This is a genomic window from Gilliamella sp. wkB171 (assembly GCF_001693755.1).
GTDB lineage: Bacteria > Pseudomonadota > Gammaproteobacteria > Enterobacterales > Orbaceae > Gilliamella > Gilliamella apicola_F.
In genome coordinates, this window is the sequence record NZ_LYST01000035.1 from 15,227 (window position 1) to 31,356 (window position 16,130).

Sequence of the window (16,130 nt, forward strand, 5' to 3'; positions counted from 1 at the left end):
GAGTAAAAGCGAGCAGCCCCCATGCTAAGCAGGGGCCATTAATGCGATTATTGTTCTAATTTTCCGTCATTGAAAGGCGCATATCCAATACCTCTTTCGATGTAAGCATCTTTTACTTGACGACATGGATAGGTTTGTCTAATTGTTTCTTCTAATTGAATTCCTTTTAAAAAATCTGAATTTTCAGCCTTAGCTTGTTCTAGTCTATCGATGCAAGCATTATAAGTAGTCACAAATTCTGTATTGTTTTGAGTATAAAACTTGACAAGCTTGTTATGTTGATTTTGCCAAGCGTTATTCCAAGCAACTCTACACACCGCTAAAAGTTTTAAATCGTCAGCACAATAAATGGGCTCTTTAGCTTTAATTGTTTGCAGATCATCGTTAGCTAATTCTTCAGTTGCTTTTTCTTGTAATGCTTCTTGCGCGATACTACAATTAGAAATAGTTCGTTTATCTAGCTTACATAATGATGTCATTTTAGTTTTAAGTTGATCAAAGGATAACTGTTTTAGCTCTTTTTTACCTTCATCAACTTTTTCTTTAAAAATAGTTTCCCATGCAACACATTTAGGATTACCGCTTGTACTTGAAAATAAAGCTTTTTTACATTCATCAATCTTTAAATACTCATCAATAACGTCAGTCCATGCCAAGCCATTAACTTGTTTTTGAATATCTGCCATTGCTGAATCAATGGCTTGTTTTTGCTCAGCTTCTTTACGCTGTTTCTCTTGTTCATCTTTTAGTTGTTTGTCTTTCTTAATAGCACTTTCTGCCGCCAAACACTCTGGATTATTACTGACTTTTTCAGCAGCATTTTCATCTTTTGCCATAAAAGCTTTTTTAAAATCTTGGGTGCATTGTTCAAGTTTTTCGGTTGCTGCATCAATATTTTTTAGAAAATATTCTTCATTTTTTTCTTCACAACCAGCTAAAGCCATCGCGCCTATTAACGCCAGTGGTAATATTTTAAAAGTTTTCATGTTTTCTCCTGTTCAACTTAAGTTGTACTTTCCTTATGTTATTAAAAAATAATCTATTGTTATATTTCAAGATATTATATCAATGAGTTTATAAATTTTAGTAAATTGTTGAATTATTCGTTACCCTATTCACTTATCTTATTAATTACAAGATGATTGATAATAAATGATTATGACAATTTTATCTACTTAGCATAACTTATCATTTATAGCCAATTAGCATTTCTCGCTTTATCCCAAATCCTTTTTGCTTATTAACAACAAAGCCAGCACTCAGTAAATTACGGCGCACAAAACCCGCTGCGGTAAACGTTGCAAAACTTCCACCTGAGCGAGTTAGCTTATAGCAAGCCTTGAACAAGGATTCAGACCACATGTCGGGATTTTTAGCCGGTGAAAAACCATCAAAAAACCAAGCATCAATTAAAATATGTTGTTTAGTTAAAAATGTTGCAAATTGTGCAACATCATCATAACAAACCGATAAATTGACATCTTGACTTAATAACGTGGATTGACTTAAATGCTCACGCAATTTTTTTGCTAATGGCGCTAATGGATGATCTTTTGCAATTACACTATTGTGTATTTTTTTCATTTCATCCATCGATAATGGGTATTTTTCGACACTAAAAAATTGCAATTTTTTTAGTGGATGATCGGGGTTGTGCTTTTTAAATTGTAAAAAATGATACCATAAAACTAAAAAACTCAGTCCTGAACCAAAACCGGTTTCACCGACAATAAATGTATGATGATCATGTTGTAAAAATCGCAAATTAAGCTCATTGCCTTCAATAAAGACATATGTTGTTTCAGCAACCGCACCATCAGTATTGAAATATACATCATCAAAATAACCAGAAATTGCTGTATTATTATCCCAAATAATTGTCGATTTTTGCATAAATACCCTTAATATGTGAAACAGAGAAGCTAACTGTATATTAGCCTAGATTAAGTATATAATAAGCACATTAAACTTATGAGGTAAATTATGGTTTTTCTTTTTCGCTTAATTAGTGTGGTAGTTATAGGGATTATTGTTTGTGTCTTAGGTATAGTTTTTTGTCTATTTAATCCACGTAATCCAAAAAATATTGCTCGATTTGCTCATCTTTTTAGCTTCTTTTTTAAACCAATCTTAGGGCTAAAAATTGATACACGTAAATATCCTGATATTGAAAAAATAGGTAGTTGCGTCTATATCGCCAACCACCAAAATAATTTTGATATGATTGTTGCTGCCGATATTTTTCAACCTAAAACAGTTACAGTTGGTAAAAAAAGTCTTGCTTGGATTCCTTTTTTTGGTCAGCTCTATTATCTCACCGGTAATATTTTAATTGATCGCAAGAATAAATCTAAAGCGCATGATACGATTGCATTAGTTGTTGATGAAATAAAAAAACAAGGCATCTCAATTTGGATGTTTCCTGAAGGTACCCGTAGTCAAGGTCGTGGCTTACTGCCATTTAAAACCGGTGCATTTAAAGCTGCGATTGCCGCCGGTGTGCCAATTGTGCCTATTTGTGTTTCTGATACCAATTCGATTAAATTAAATCGTTTAAACAACGGTCATATGATTGTTGAGATGCTCGCACCGATCGAAACTAAAAACCTACGAAAAGAGGATGCTCGTACTTTAATGGAACAGTGCCACCAATTGATGAGTGACAAAATCGAACAAATCAATATGCAAGCCAAGCAACAAGATAATCAAAAATAATTTATGACTAAACAAGACCGTAACTTTGATGATATCAGCGATAAGTTTGCACAAAACATTTATGGCACAACAAAAGGAAAAATTCGTGAAGCGATTGTTTGGCAAGAGCTAGTTAAAATCTTAACATGTTACCCTGCCAATCAATCATTAAGAATTCTTGATGCAGGTGGTGGACAAGGGCAAATTGCTTGTCGATTAGCCCAAATGGGACACCAAGTCACGCTTTGTGATATTTCTGAGCACATGTTAGCTTTAGCCAAACAAAAAGCCCAAACTGAAAACCTTACGTTGAATTTCATCCATAGCTCAATTCAACAGCTCAGTAATTATGTTCATGAACAATTTGATCTCGTCATTTGTCATGCTGTTTTAGAATGGGTGGCAGAGCCTGTTGAGGTCATCGCATCTTTAAAAAAATACTTAAAACCTGAGGGTTATCTATCTTTGATGTTTTATAACCTTGATGCATTACTATTTAAAACTGTCACACTAGGCAATTTTGGTTACACCCAAGCAGGTCTTCGTAAACGTAAAAAAAAGACGCTCTCACCTGATTATCCAAGAAAACCTAATGATGTCTACACTTGGTTAACTCACCTCGGCTTTGTTATTACCAATAAAACAGGGATCCGAGTTTTTCATGATTACTTAAATAATAAATCCAAAGCTGAAAGTCATTTTGAACAATTACTTGAGTTAGAAAAACAGTATTGCCAAACTGAACCTTATCTGAGTTTAGCTAGATACATTTTGATAAGTGCAAAATTAAACAATGACGATTGAGTGATAGATAAAATATAGCCTGATATTAGGCTATATTCATCTTCTAAAATAAGTAGAATTAAGCCTTTACTATAAATAAACGTTCTGTCCGCATCGCCTAATAACAATTGGGGTTGCCTTCGAACATTTTAATTTGTTCTTTTACTTCGACTCATCTAATCAGCAGTTAATTAGCTAACAAGCGTACTCTATAAATTTTACACAAACAATCAAGACTACACGACAATTAGCCTTAAATTATGCTTTAGCAATGATAGTCATAAAACTAAAAAATTTTAGGCAAAAACATTCTACTTGTTATCATTTTAGAGATAACGTTGAACAAGTTTGGTTAACAATGCCTAAACAGTTGCTGAATCGACATCCATAAAAAATCGATAGTAAAAATAATACAACGCTTTTATAGGCAGGCAATGTTTGCTTTGACAAAACAGGGATTAGCGCTGTAACCATTATTGATACAACAAATTCTTTTGTTGGTATTATTAATTATGATGTTATTTGAAAATAGCTCAACGGTTATCCCTGATTTACACCATAAATACGTTTATAGTGGCATAATAACTGGCTACATTATCAATAATAATAACCAATATACTAAATGCAGTCATAGCACTGACAGAACACTATAGGCCAAATCAAATTACCGCTTTGCTAGTACTTAATGATCAGCAAAACTAGTAGGAATACTTTATATTTCTAATATCCAGTATAAATTACCCCATTTTTTTAGTTAAGTCGTCAATTGTTCTGTACAATTTAGTTACTAATGCTCAATTATGACTTTAACTTAAATGATTACTCGAAAATTTTTGCATAAATCGGTATCATAAGTAGATTAAATAGATTAGTTAAGGAAAATGATTATGATCGTAGTAACTGGTGGCGCTGGGTTTATAGGAAGCAATATTGTTAAAGGATTAAATAATCAAGGATATCAAGATATTTTAGTTGTCGACGATTTAACCGATGGAACTAAATTCGCAAATTTAGTCGATTTAGATATTGCTGACTATATGGATAAAGATGAATTCATTTCAGCAATTATTGCTGGAGAACAGCTTAATATTGAAACCATCTTCCATCAAGGTGCTTGTTCATCAACAACAGAATGGGATGGCAAGTTTATGATGGAAAACAACTATGATTATTCAAAAGATTTGTTACATTACTGTTTAGATTTCAATATTCCTTTTTTATATGCGTCATCTGCGGCAACTTATGGTGGACGAAGTGATAACTTTATTGAAGATCGCTGTTATGAAAAACCGTTAAATGTCTATGGATATTCTAAGTTTCTTTTTGATCAATATGTAAGAAAAATCCTACCTGATGCAACTTCACAAGTGTGTGGTTTTCGCTATTTTAATGTTTACGGGCCACGCGAAAATCATAAAGGCAGTATGGCTAGCGTTGCCTTTCACTTGAACGAACAAATCCATAAAGGTGAAAAACCGAAATTATTTGTTGGCAGTGATAATTTTAAACGCGACTTTATTTATGTTGGCGATGTAGTTGATGTCAATTTATGGTTTTGGAAAAATAATATCTCTGGAATTTACAATTGTGGTACTGGCCGCGCTGAGTCATTCCAAGCTGTTGCAGATGCGGTACTAAGTTATCACAAAAAAGATGAAATTGATTATATTCCGTTTCCTGATCACCTCAAAGGACGTTATCAACGTTTTACTCAAGCAGATTTAACTAAGTTTAGAAAAACGGGTTGTCCAATTGATTTTAAAACAGTAAGTGAAGGGACAACTGAATATATGCAATGGCTTAATGCGCAATAAAGGAAGTCAAATGAAAACGTTGATAATTGGCCCGTCTTGGGTGGGTGATATGATGATGTCACAAAGCCTATATCGAACTTTAAAACAACTTGATCCCAGCGTTGAAATCGATGTCATGGCACCCGCTTGGTGTCGAGCATTACTGAATAAAATGCCGGAAGTAAATCAATCGATTGCGATGCCTTTAGGTCATGGTGAATTTAATCTCATGCAACGTTATCATTTAGGCAAAGAGCTACGTAATAACAATTATGAACAAGCTTTTATTTTGCCTAATTCGCTTAAATCAGCATTAATTCCTTTTTTCGCCAAAATTCCTAAACGAACAGGTTGGAAAGGTGAAATGCGTTATGGATTGTTAAATGACTTGCGCAAATTAGATAAACCAGCGTTTCCACAAATGGTCGAACGTTATGTTGCGCTTGCTTATCCTAAACAACAAATTCATTCAGCACAAGATCTGCCTAAACCATTATTGTGGCCAAAATTAGAGGTTAGCCAAGAGGATATAACCAATACTTTAACCATGTTCAATATTGCAAACGATGAACCTTTAATTGGTTTTTGTCCTGGCGCTGAATTTGGACCGGCTAAACGATGGCCCGATTACCACTATGCAGCACTAGCCGATATGATTGTAAGCCAACATGCTAAAATTTTAATATTTGGTTCTGCCAACGATCGGGAAGTTGGAAATCAAATTATGGCCAAAATGACGCATAGCGATCAATGTATTAATCTTGCTGGCGAAACACAGCTTGAGCAAGCAATTAATTTAATTGCAGGCTGTAAAGCAATTGTCACTAATGATTCTGGTTTAATGCATGTTGCTGCTGCATTAGATAGGCCACTAGTTGCGCTTTATGGTCCAAGTAGTCCTGATTTTACGCCACCTTTATCCAACAGAGCAGAAATTATTCGATTAATCACCGGGTATCACAAAGTACGTAAAGGCGATGGCGATCAAGGATATCACCAAAGTTTGATCGATATAAAACCCGCTCAAGTGTTCGAAACGTTAATGAATCTCATCGTACGTTGTGAAAAAGAGTAACTAACCATGCGTGTACTTGTTGTTAAAACCTCTTCGATGGGAGATGTGCTGCACACACTACCTGCACTAACTGATGCAGCAAATTGCTTAACTGATGTTACTTTTGACTGGGTAGTAGAAGAGAACTTTGCCCAAATTCCCAGTTGGCATTTTGCGGTAGATACAGTTATACCAGTGGCAATCCGACGTTGGCGCAAAAATTGGTTTGCAAAACCAATACGGCAAGAACGTCACGCTTTTATTGAACAACTTCAACAGAAGCAATATGATGCAATTATCGATGCACAAGGGCTAATTAAAAGTGCGTTTTTGATTACGCGCAAAGCTAAAGGCATTAAACATGGTCTAGATCGTCAAAGCATCAAGGAACCCATAGCGAGTTGGTTTTACGATATAAAGCACCATATACCCAAGCAAATGCATGCAATTGAACGTGTTAGGATGTTATTTGCCCAAAGCCTTAATTACCCTACTCCAACCCTCACTGGCGATTATGCTATTGCTCGCCACTTTCTGAGTACTTTACCAAGTGATGCAGGACAATACCTTATTTTTTTACATGCTACAACGCGTGATGAAAAACATTGGAGTGAGGAGCAATGGCGAGAATTAATCAAACAAATTGAGCCAACAGGATTAAAAATTAAATTACCCTGGGGCGCACCACATGAACAACAACGAGCAATTCGCCTTGCACAAGGTTTTAACCATGTTGAAGTTTTACCTAAACTCTCATTAAATGATATTGCGACCATTATTGCGGGTGCTAAAGCGGTTGTTTCAGTTGATACCGGATTGAGTCATCTAACAGCAGCATTAGATAGACCAAATATTACGCTTTTTGGTCAAACTGATCCTAAGTTGATTGGTGGATATGGCAAAAATCAATACAGTATTATTTCACCTGAAAAAAGCATGAAAACAATCACTGCACAGCAAGTTTACCAAAAATTGACTGATTTGTTATAAATGAGTCAATTCATCATTGCTCAACTAAAAAGGGATAAAATTAATGAATAATTATTGTGAATTAATTCGTGAAAAATATGCACAAATTGGCAGTAATGAACTTGGTTATATTGAAGATGCGCTAAGTGCTGTTATGCAAGCACTTGATGAAGTAGCCAGCAACCAACTTGTCCCTAAAGAGTTAAGAGATAAAGCGGCTTACGCAGCCGCAAATTTACTAATTAGCGACTTTAATGTCACATAGCAGTGGGTAAATTGATAATAAATCGTGTAGATTGTTCATCAGACTCGACATAAATAGAGCCTTTATGCGTTTCAATTATTGATTTTACAATTGCTAATCCAATACCCGCACCAGAAGCATCATTTCCATTACGATGACGAGATTCATCTACACGATAAAACCGGTCAAAAAGATGAGGTAAATGCCGGCTATCAATTTTCTTACCTGGATTAGAAATGATAATCTTCACACGTTTATCGGTGACTTGACTTAAAACAATTCTGATAATTTGATTTTCAGGCGTATAACGAATAGCATTGGATAAAATATTACTTATTGCTCTAGCTAGCATCATTTTATCACCTTGAATATGTGCACAATTACCTTCCAGATTAAAAGCAATATTCTTTTCATCAGTAAGGGGTTCAAAATATTCACACATTAAGCTGAGCATATTATGTAAGTCAATATCGATTAAATTTGGCACTAATTGACGATTATCAGCCTGAGCTAAGAACAGCATATCTGATATCATTAATGACATTCTTTCATACTCTTCTAAGTTAGAATATAAAATTTCTCGGTATTCTTCAGTTGATCGAGCATTATTCAATACGATTTGAGTTTGAGTAGTTAAATTAGTAATGGGTGTTCGCATTTCATGCGCAATATCAGCAGTAAAATTACGTTGACGAAGAAAAACATCTTCCATACGACTAAGCATATTGTTAAATGCGCGTACAAGGCTGACGTATTTGATAGGAACAGTCGAGGTTGAAATTCGATAATTAAGGCTTTTCATATTAATACGCTCAATTTTCTTAATTAAGCGATTAATCGGCTTTTGAGTATAATATATCGAAATGATTGATCCAATTAGCGCAAGTACACAAGAGATTGCAATGAGGAGACCAAGCCCATTTCTTAATCGATTAATAAATTCCAATTGCAAATCACGACCAACAGCTACAATAGTGGTATATTGATTATGTGGTTCAACCATAACGCGTGAAGCGGCAATTCGATAAGATGATTTATCCATATTGGATATTGCAGTCGTATGCTCAGTAACTATCTTTTCAAATTCATCTGGTTTTAGAGCAAGCATTAAATTAGGACCACGTGTTCGATATAATATTTTACCAGAATCATCAATAATATAGACAAACAGATGATGATGACCTGTCAAAATTAATAATAAATTTTGAAAAAATTCATCACGGTTATCATCAGGAGAATAATAAGTAAGCTCTCGTTCAATCGAAGAAATGACTGAATTTAATTCAGTGACATTTTGTTGAATCGAAAATTTTTCAAATGAACGTTCTATCAAATAACTAAAACAATAAAGTAACCCACATGTCAGTAAGCACACAATTAAGGGCAAACGAAATGAGATAATTTTAATCCGCTTCATCCAATACATCTAATTTATATCCCATTCCACGCACAGTATGTATTAATTTAGGTTCAAACCCAGCATCGATTTTATTTCGTAATCGTCTAATTGCCACATCTATCACGTTGGTGTCACTATCAAAATTCATATCCCACACTTGTGAAGCAATAAGCGATCGTGGTAAAACTTCGCCAGGATAACGTAAAAAATACTCCAGTAACAAAAATTCTTTATTAGTTAATTCGATTCTTTTATCCGCTCGCGTAACTGTCCGCTTAGGTAAGTCCATCACCAAATCAGCAATGGTAAGTTGATAATTGTTAACTTGAGGAACATTACGTCTTAATAATGATTTTACCCTCGCTAAAAGTTCAGCAAACGAAAAAGGCTTAACTAAGTAATCATCAGCACCTAAATTAAGTCCTTTAACCTTATCATCAACACTACCCATTGCGGTAAGCAAAATAATTTGTGTATCTTTGCCTGCCTCACGTAATGATTGGACTATTTTCCAACCAACGATATCGGGTAACATCACGTCGAGTATGATTAAGTCATAATCTTCGGTCATAGCACGATGGTAACCATCTAAGCCATTATCGGTTAAATCAACAATAAAACCAGATTCAATTAAACCTTGGCGTAAGTATTCGCCTGTTTTATGTTCATCTTCAACAACTAACAATTTCATTTTGAGTATTTCCTTTATTATTTTATTTGATTATCGAAATTGCATAATGCTGTAATAGGATATATGAAAAAACCAAATGACATCATGACAAATTGATGACTATATTGTAATTTTTATGTCACTAATTAGTTTGTTTGTCTCTGTTATAGTATGCACACAATGATTCATGAGGCTAGACATTATTGTTTCATTGTTTTATTTCCTTTCATCCATTCCTTGCAATTTAATGCAGCCCTAGTTTATCTAGGGTTTTTTTTTATTAATAATAAAGAAAATAGCGATCTATAAACCAAACACCGTTTTTGCGTCGAAAGGTGTATGTCATTTTAGCAAAATTAAAACATTTTGGGTACGCAAAGAACTATTTTTTCTTTAGTACTACACCCATTTCTATATGATCTGTATATGGGAACTGATCAAACATAGCTAAATGTTTAATTTCATGTGTTACGGTAAGTTGTTGCAAATTTTCTTTTAAAGTATAAGGATTGCATGAAATATAGATAATTGTAGCGTAGTTTTTAAGATTATTGATGGTGCCTTGGTCTAATCCACCTCGTGGTGGATCAACTAAAACGGTTTGGCACTGATAACTGTCTAAATCAATACCTTTTAATCGATTAAATTCCCGCTCTTTTTTAATTGCGCAAGTAAACTCCTCGGCAGATAGTCTGGCTATCACTAAATTATCAATCTGATTAACCGCAATATTATGTTGTGCCGAATAGACCGAAGCTTTGGCAATTTCTGTCGCTAAAACTTTACGAAAGTTTTGTGCTAAAGCAACCGAAAAATTACCATTACCACAATAAAATTCAAGTAAATCGCCAGATGAACCTTTAGTCACTGAAATTGCCCACTCTAACATTTTGATATTGACTGCAGCATTAGGCTGAGTAAAACTATTTTCAACTTGACGATATTGAAATGTTTTATCCAACACTGGCAAAACCTCATCTACATAATCAACATCAATTGAAATTTTTTGATTACTTGAACGCCCAACTAAATTGACATTGATTCCCTGATCGGCTAATTGTTGCTTTAACAATCTAGCTTGAGCGATCCAATTTTCATCGAGTTTTTTATGATATAACAACGTAATTAATAGTTGGCCACTTAACGTGGAAAAATAGTCTATTTGAAAAAGTAAATGACGTAATGATTCATTGTACTGTAAAAGTGGTAAAACAGCTTGCATAGCTTGATTAATAAGCTTTGTTGCAATAGGAAAGCTATCTATACGAACCCGTTTCTTAGTTTTTTTATCATACATAATATGATAAAGATCTTCGCCATTATGCCATATTCTAAATTCTGCACGCATCCGATAATGACTTACTGGAGAAGAATAAACTTTCAATTCAGGTAGCACAAAATCGCTAAAAAGTGTTTTTAGAGTATTGATTTTGTTTTGTAATTGTCGGTTATATTGATCGTTGGAAAAACATTCAGTCATCTTAATTAAGTCATCGCTATTAGGAAAATATGATAAAAGAAATACTGCTTATCGTAGTATAACTAATCAACTACCATAAATAATCCAATTAGATGATTAATTAAAAACGCTATTTAAAAGCAGTAATAGTATGATTTTATAAAATCCTGTTAATCATAACATATACATGAAGGCTGTTATAACAATAAACACATTATTAGCCTAGGATTTAGGCATTTTACTTAAAATTTAATATAAATTTTTGTTATATATAACTGCATTGCTTAATATATCATTCATAAATCATCTTAAATTCAAGATATTGAATTAGATTTTATTTAAATATCGCATCGGCTATTTTTAACAAATAATCCTTTGTATGTTTTTTGCGCTCTAAAAATTGCGCCTGCTCGCTAAGCGAGCTGGAGGCAATTTTTAACATTCAAACACTAGCTATCTGCTCTATGATTAATGACTTACAACACATTTAACCAATGACAAAAGTTTAGAAAAATTTTATCGATTAAAGCGCTATTTATGATCTCTCTTGAAATAATAATTGTTTTAATTGTTTATCATGCCACAGGCGATAAACTAAAAGATCAACAGACCTGCTATTGGGCAATGAATAACCAAACTCAGTTTTTGTTAAACCTGAAATATCCAGATTTAACAGAGTCTTATCAAGTAAAGCTGCCTGTAAAATCGGTTTATTGGCTAACTTTTTATAGCGCTTTATTCGAATAATTAAGGGTAAATTTAACACCTCTAATGCCAAATAAAGCGATACACCGTAAAGCTGGACAAACATTCTTTCTCGATAAAAGTAGATATTATCAATACTTTCACTCTGTTTGAGTTTTTCGATAATTCTCATGATAATTAGATCCCGATTTTTTAGAAAAACCAATACACTAACTTATTATGATTAAATTGGTTTTATCTAATTTATGTTGTTATCTTTTACACATGGCTCGTAATCCAACACCATTATCCCATACCTGTATTTGCCCTATCCAAGCATCGATTGCATAAATATCGGAATATCCGGGATGGTTACGATTATCAAAATGATCTCGGGAATAAAACCACTGCCATTGTTGTTGCCAATTAGATTTAGGATAAGCTGTTTTGGTTGTTTCTCCCCACTCAGCAAACAAACCCTCGCCAATAGCACGCGTGAACGTATCCCATTGTAAAGGTAATTCTGTCCATGTCGCTGGCGCATTTGGCGAGTTAGTCATGTCAACTCGGGTGGGAATATTTGTCTCACCCCCACATCGTTCTATGGCTTGAGCATAAGTAGAATAAAGACCTTCTTGAGGTTCAATCCAGACCTTGGTTGGATTAAAGGTATAATCATATAAAAAAGAGGATTCCCATTTTGTTTTTATTCGAACAGTCACCTCACCTGTTGGTTTATTATTCAAGGTAACATTGCCCATTTTGTCAACGCTAACACCGCCACCCGAATTATTGATGACACTATAGGTATAATCGGTTTGTGAACCTTTAACCAATATTCGAAACTCAGCCCCAGGGAAACCGCTAGTTGGAAAGGATGGTTTAGCTGAGGGTTTAAAGCCTAATTTTGGATCGAACACATTAGCATCATATCCACCACCACAATAATCATTTCGTTTTTCGGTACCAGGTTGATTCCACCCTGTACCCTTTGGATCAGAAATAGATTCCTCCAAAGAATCATACCCCTTAAAATTACACTCTTTAACACCGTTAATATTGACTATATAAGGACTTGCCCAAATTCGATTAGGATGGACAAACATCTGATTTGGCTTTATTCCACATATTTCGGGTGTAGTGACAATCTGATAACGTTTAGTTATTGGCACAAAATCACTTTCGTTGGGTATTCCGTACTTAGAATATGTCTTGAGTTGTGTTGTGATTTCTAATGTTAATGGCAAACTATAACTCTCATTCTCACAAGTACTAATGGTTTTACTTTGATCGGTTAAGACCTGACCATTTGCGTCATACCATTTAAAACTCGTATTGGTAAGTAAGAATGGTCTGGTTGTGTCAATATCATCGCCATCATTATCGGCAAAATTTAGTTTGTTATCTAATGAATCATAATAAAAATTCTTTATGGTAAAATCTTTAAGCCTTAAATCTCCACTAAACTCTTTAACTTTATTCCCGTTGATATTATTGTTTGCCTCACTATAAAAAACACCATTTACGGTAAAGCCATGTTTATTTGCTGCTAGTTCAGTATTAACAACTTGGGGCGCATTGCCTTCTATTATTTTGGCGGTTGCTACATTTAGGGAATTAGCATCACTAAAGATAAACAAACAAAAGCAAAAAATTGTTATAACTTTCTGTAGCAATGAATTTATTTTGTTAGGGGATAGAGATAAATAGCGATGTTTTATTCGCAAATTATTGGAAATATTGAAATATTGAAATAAATAATTTTTAAGGGGGAATAATGATTGAGTCTGTGCTAAAAACTGAGAAAATTGGCGATAGCTAATGCCCTGCTGTTCTAAAAATGCCCGATGCCCGATGCCCGATTAAGACCGTATTTTAACATATTTTTATCATTCCTTATAGTTATTTGCCAAATATTTTTAAATAATTCAATAATATATACTATTAAAAAATAAAGATAACTTCAATAACAATAGTACTTTATTAAGTAAAGGTTGATATCATACTAAATGATATATATTTTTTTGTAATGTGCTTTTGAGTAAACTTTTGTAAAGATATTATTTTATTGAATTAACTGTTCAATAAAATAGAAACTTATAAAAAATAATAACGATGCTAATGAGCAATATCCTTAGTTGATGAATCAATTATCCTAATTTTAAATTCAAGATATTGAATTAGATTTTATTTAAATATCGCATCGGTTATATTTAACAAATAATCCTTTGTATGTTTTTTGAACTCTAAAAATTGCGCCAGTTCGCTACACTCTCTGGAGGCAATTTTATCATTAATCCTTTTCCTTAAACTGCATCGATTACATCGATTTGCTAACGTTCTTAATCGCTAGCAAATCATCCATTACGCATTATGTAACAAACTATTTTTCTTCTTCCGATAACAACTGTTTTAACTTTCTATCATACCAATTATGGTAAGATAATGAATCAAATGACCAACTGTTAGGGATTTTGAAGCCACTATCAGTTACAATTAAATCAGTTATATCTAAATTTAACAAACTTTTTAGTGGCATGCCCGCATTTAAAATTGCTCTATTTCCTAGCATTTTATATCGTATTACTCGCACATTTAACGGTAAACCTAACTCTTTTAACGACAAATAAAGCGATACACCATAAAGCTGGACAAACATTCTTTCTCGATAAAGGTAAATATTATCAATACGCTCACTCTGTTTTAATTTTTCAGTAATGTTCATTATCCTTTTATTACCTTCTAAAATGTTATACAAGCAACTCTTGCGCTTGTTGTTGTACTCCAGGAGGTATCAACGTCACCATAATTAGAATGAACATTAAATACAAGTCCCCCCGTTGTTTTATGATTAACAACGTAGTCACCGGTATACCAGTTACTGCCTGTATAATAGTCATTATTTACCATTCCCCATTCGTTGAATAACCCGCCAATCCAATGCTCATTCCAATAACTGATTCTTCGTTGATAAACATTACCTTGACCAGGCAAACCCATCGCCAATCTTTCACCAGATACAATATCCCTACCGTTTGCATTCGTTAAATCAAACACTTCAGGAAGTTTATAATTTCCCCCCAAAGAACGACAAAAAGCCTGACCATCATCAAAAAAAGTATTATCAGTACTTGGTTTTACTAAATACCAACGCCAAATGGTAAATTGGTAGATTAGATTAGTTTTACTTTGATCGCTATAGAGTTTAAATGTTGAAACTGAAAACGACTTATCTGGTGAGTCTATAGCAGGTCCTTTCAATGTAATACGTACAGCATAATCACCTTCGCGACTGAGTGATAAAGAAATTCCAGTACCCGATGAAGCATTGACCGTATTACTATTTATTGCAATAAATTCATTTGCTGTTAGACCTGCCAATTGCATAATAAAAAAGAAATTATTAGAACCGGTTGTTGGAAAATTACTTGTGGCATCATTAATATTTTGCGGCTTAAATCCTCTATCCGGATCCCATTGCTCAGGGGGACCTGCATAATTGCCGTTTTCATATATATCTCCTGGTTGACTTCCTTTACCGAAAACTAAATGAGGTTTTAAATAACACGCTTTTTTTACATTCGGAATAATGTAATAGCTATGACTTCCGCCCTTGAATGAACTCATATCCGGTATGCCATAATTGGTTACTAAAGTACCATCATCGGCACTAAGTGTTAATTTATAGGGGGATTTACACGCATCTAACTCACTATTCGGATTCGATTTAATATTGTCTGTTACATCGACACCTTCAACATCCTCCCACTTTGCTTTCAAATAACCCGTGACTGTATAAAGCTTATCCCCATCAGCATCACGCCAATAATTATTTGCTACTATCACATTGGCTAACGGCATTGATGGATAATTAGTAAAAGGTAAATTGGTTTTGATATCAGCAAATGTTGGTGATGGTTTATCTATTACTATTGGATTTAAAGAAGTTGAATTATCTTCTAAAACGGATATTGCCTGATTATTCGGTAATATTAACGATAAGAGTGGTAATACCGTCGTTGAAGTTGTCTTTCCATCATCAAAACTGATATAAGGACTATTACCATTTATTACCTGTGCTGTTTGTGTCGTTAAAGCATGTACCGATTTTATTGATACCACTGTAAAAAACACCAACAAAAATAGAGTGCATAAACCTGCTTTTACTATCCCCTTTCTTAAAAACGCTCTGAATAAGGAGATATTATTAGGCTGATTGTTATAGAAAAAATAAAGAAATAAATTTGAAAACAGATTTTTGTATAAAGAATGAAACTCTTGATAACAATTATTATAACTATTAACTAATAAAAACGATGCCCGATGCCCGATGCCCGATGCCCGATGCCCGATGCCCGATGCCCGATGCCCGATGCCCGAT

General features: G+C 33.9%; 14 protein-coding genes and 1 pseudogene. 6 read left to right on the forward strand and 9 right to left on the reverse strand.

What is annotated here, in order from left to right:
* Positions 1 to 47: 47 nt before the first annotated feature.
* Together A9G03_RS04485 and mnmD are read right to left on the reverse strand one after the other, a co-directional pair.
* Positions 48 to 986, reverse strand: a complete 939-nt coding sequence (locus A9G03_RS04485; protein ID WP_065635092.1) for a hypothetical protein — start codon at positions 984 to 986, stop codon at positions 48 to 50.
* Positions 987 to 1,188: 202 nt separating this feature from the next.
* Positions 1,189 to 1,893: a tRNA (5-methylaminomethyl-2-thiouridine)(34)-methyltransferase MnmD gene (gene mnmD / locus A9G03_RS04490; protein WP_065635093.1), complete on the reverse strand. Its 705-nt coding sequence runs from the start codon at positions 1,891 to 1,893 to the stop codon at positions 1,189 to 1,191.
* Between the two features lie 90 nt (positions 1,894 to 1,983).
* Between mnmD and A9G03_RS04495 the strand changes: the two genes are divergently transcribed.
* The 6 genes from A9G03_RS04495 (at position 1,984) to A9G03_RS04520 (ending at position 7,558) form a co-directional block, all read left to right on the forward strand.
* On the forward strand, positions 1,984 to 2,715 hold the full coding sequence (locus A9G03_RS04495) for a 1-acylglycerol-3-phosphate O-acyltransferase (RefSeq protein WP_065798521.1): 732 nt from the start codon (positions 1,984 to 1,986) through the stop codon (positions 2,713 to 2,715).
* A gap of 3 nt (positions 2,716 to 2,718) precedes the next feature.
* Positions 2,719 to 3,498: a tRNA uridine 5-oxyacetic acid(34) methyltransferase CmoM gene (gene cmoM, locus A9G03_RS04500; protein WP_065798522.1), complete on the forward strand. Its 780-nt coding sequence runs from the start codon at positions 2,719 to 2,721 to the stop codon at positions 3,496 to 3,498.
* Positions 3,499 to 4,364: 866 nt separating this feature from the next.
* Positions 4,365 to 5,291, forward strand: coding sequence for an ADP-glyceromanno-heptose 6-epimerase (rfaD, locus tag A9G03_RS04505; protein WP_065635096.1), 927 nt, complete (start codon positions 4,365 to 4,367; stop codon positions 5,289 to 5,291).
* Positions 5,292 to 5,301: 10 nt separating this feature from the next.
* Positions 5,302 to 6,345: an ADP-heptose--LPS heptosyltransferase RfaF gene (gene rfaF, locus A9G03_RS04510; protein ID WP_065635097.1), complete on the forward strand. Its 1,044-nt coding sequence runs from the start codon at positions 5,302 to 5,304 to the stop codon at positions 6,343 to 6,345.
* 6 nt (positions 6,346 to 6,351) lie between these two features.
* On the forward strand, positions 6,352 to 7,314 hold the full coding sequence (gene rfaC, locus A9G03_RS04515; protein ID WP_065798523.1) for a lipopolysaccharide heptosyltransferase RfaC: 963 nt from the start codon (positions 6,352 to 6,354) through the stop codon (positions 7,312 to 7,314).
* Positions 7,315 to 7,357: 43 nt separating this feature from the next.
* On the forward strand, positions 7,358 to 7,558 hold the full coding sequence (locus A9G03_RS04520; RefSeq protein WP_065635099.1) for a YaeP family protein: 201 nt from the start codon (positions 7,358 to 7,360) through the stop codon (positions 7,556 to 7,558).
* On the opposite strand, the gene A9G03_RS04525 is transcribed toward A9G03_RS04520, so the two are convergent.
* From A9G03_RS04525 to A9G03_RS12530, 7 genes and pseudogenes are all read right to left on the reverse strand, one after another.
* Positions 7,551 to 8,954 carry a heavy metal sensor histidine kinase gene (locus tag A9G03_RS04525; RefSeq protein WP_065635100.1) on the reverse strand — a complete coding sequence of 468 codons (1,404 nt, stop codon included), beginning with the start codon at positions 8,952 to 8,954 and terminating at the stop codon, positions 7,551 to 7,553. The two genes, A9G03_RS04520 and A9G03_RS04525, sit on opposite strands and share 8 nt — an antisense overlap.
* Entirely contained in the window at positions 8,941 to 9,627 is a 687-nt protein-coding gene (locus tag A9G03_RS04530) for a heavy metal response regulator transcription factor (RefSeq protein WP_065635101.1), read from the reverse strand. Before A9G03_RS04530 ends, A9G03_RS04525 begins: the two co-directional genes overlap by 14 nt.
* Before the next feature lie 361 nt (positions 9,628 to 9,988).
* Positions 9,989 to 11,086: a tRNA (uridine(54)-C5)-methyltransferase TrmA gene (trmA, locus tag A9G03_RS04535; protein WP_065798524.1), complete on the reverse strand. Its 1,098-nt coding sequence runs from the start codon at positions 11,084 to 11,086 to the stop codon at positions 9,989 to 9,991.
* Positions 11,087 to 11,600: 514 nt separating this feature from the next.
* Entirely contained in the window at positions 11,601 to 11,942 is a 342-nt protein-coding gene (locus A9G03_RS04540) for a hypothetical protein (protein ID WP_065798525.1), read from the reverse strand.
* Positions 11,943 to 12,021: 79 nt separating this feature from the next.
* Positions 12,022 to 13,389: a hypothetical protein gene (locus A9G03_RS04545; protein ID WP_065798526.1), complete on the reverse strand. Its 1,368-nt coding sequence runs from the start codon at positions 13,387 to 13,389 to the stop codon at positions 12,022 to 12,024.
* A 743-nt stretch (positions 13,390 to 14,132) separates the two neighbouring features.
* Positions 14,133 to 14,474, reverse strand: coding sequence for a hypothetical protein (locus tag A9G03_RS04550; protein ID WP_065798527.1), 342 nt, complete (start codon positions 14,472 to 14,474; stop codon positions 14,133 to 14,135).
* Between the two features lie 17 nt (positions 14,475 to 14,491).
* A pseudogene (locus tag A9G03_RS12530) lies at positions 14,492 to 16,130 on the reverse strand (hypothetical protein); the annotation flags it as partial.

Coding starts and splice junctions, on each gene's coding strand:
- A9G03_RS04530 (WP_065635101.1), bottom strand. CDS start 9,627: ATGAAATTGTTAGTTGTTGAAGATGAACATAAAACAGGCGAATACTTA.
- A9G03_RS04520 (WP_065635099.1), top strand. CDS start 7,358: ATGAATAATTATTGTGAATTAATTCGTGAAAAATATGCACAAATTGGC.
- A9G03_RS04540 (WP_065798525.1), bottom strand. CDS start 11,942: ATGAGAATTATCGAAAAACTCAAACAGAGTGAAAGTATTGATAATATC.
- mnmD (WP_065635093.1), bottom strand. CDS start 1,893: ATGCAAAAATCGACAATTATTTGGGATAATAATACAGCAATTTCTGGT.
- cmoM (WP_065798522.1), top strand. CDS start 2,719: ATGACTAAACAAGACCGTAACTTTGATGATATCAGCGATAAGTTTGCA.
- rfaF (WP_065635097.1), top strand. CDS start 5,302: ATGAAAACGTTGATAATTGGCCCGTCTTGGGTGGGTGATATGATGATG.
- A9G03_RS04495 (WP_065798521.1), top strand. CDS start 1,984: ATGGTTTTTCTTTTTCGCTTAATTAGTGTGGTAGTTATAGGGATTATT.
- rfaC (WP_065798523.1), top strand. CDS start 6,352: ATGCGTGTACTTGTTGTTAAAACCTCTTCGATGGGAGATGTGCTGCAC.
- trmA (WP_065798524.1), bottom strand. CDS start 11,086: ATGACTGAATGTTTTTCCAACGATCAATATAACCGACAATTACAAAAC.
- rfaD (WP_065635096.1), top strand. CDS start 4,365: ATGATCGTAGTAACTGGTGGCGCTGGGTTTATAGGAAGCAATATTGTT.
- A9G03_RS04550 (WP_065798527.1), bottom strand. CDS start 14,474: ATGAACATTACTGAAAAATTAAAACAGAGTGAGCGTATTGATAATATT.
- A9G03_RS04485 (WP_065635092.1), bottom strand. CDS start 986: ATGAAAACTTTTAAAATATTACCACTGGCGTTAATAGGCGCGATGGCT.
- A9G03_RS04525 (WP_065635100.1), bottom strand. CDS start 8,954: ATGAAGCGGATTAAAATTATCTCATTTCGTTTGCCCTTAATTGTGTGC.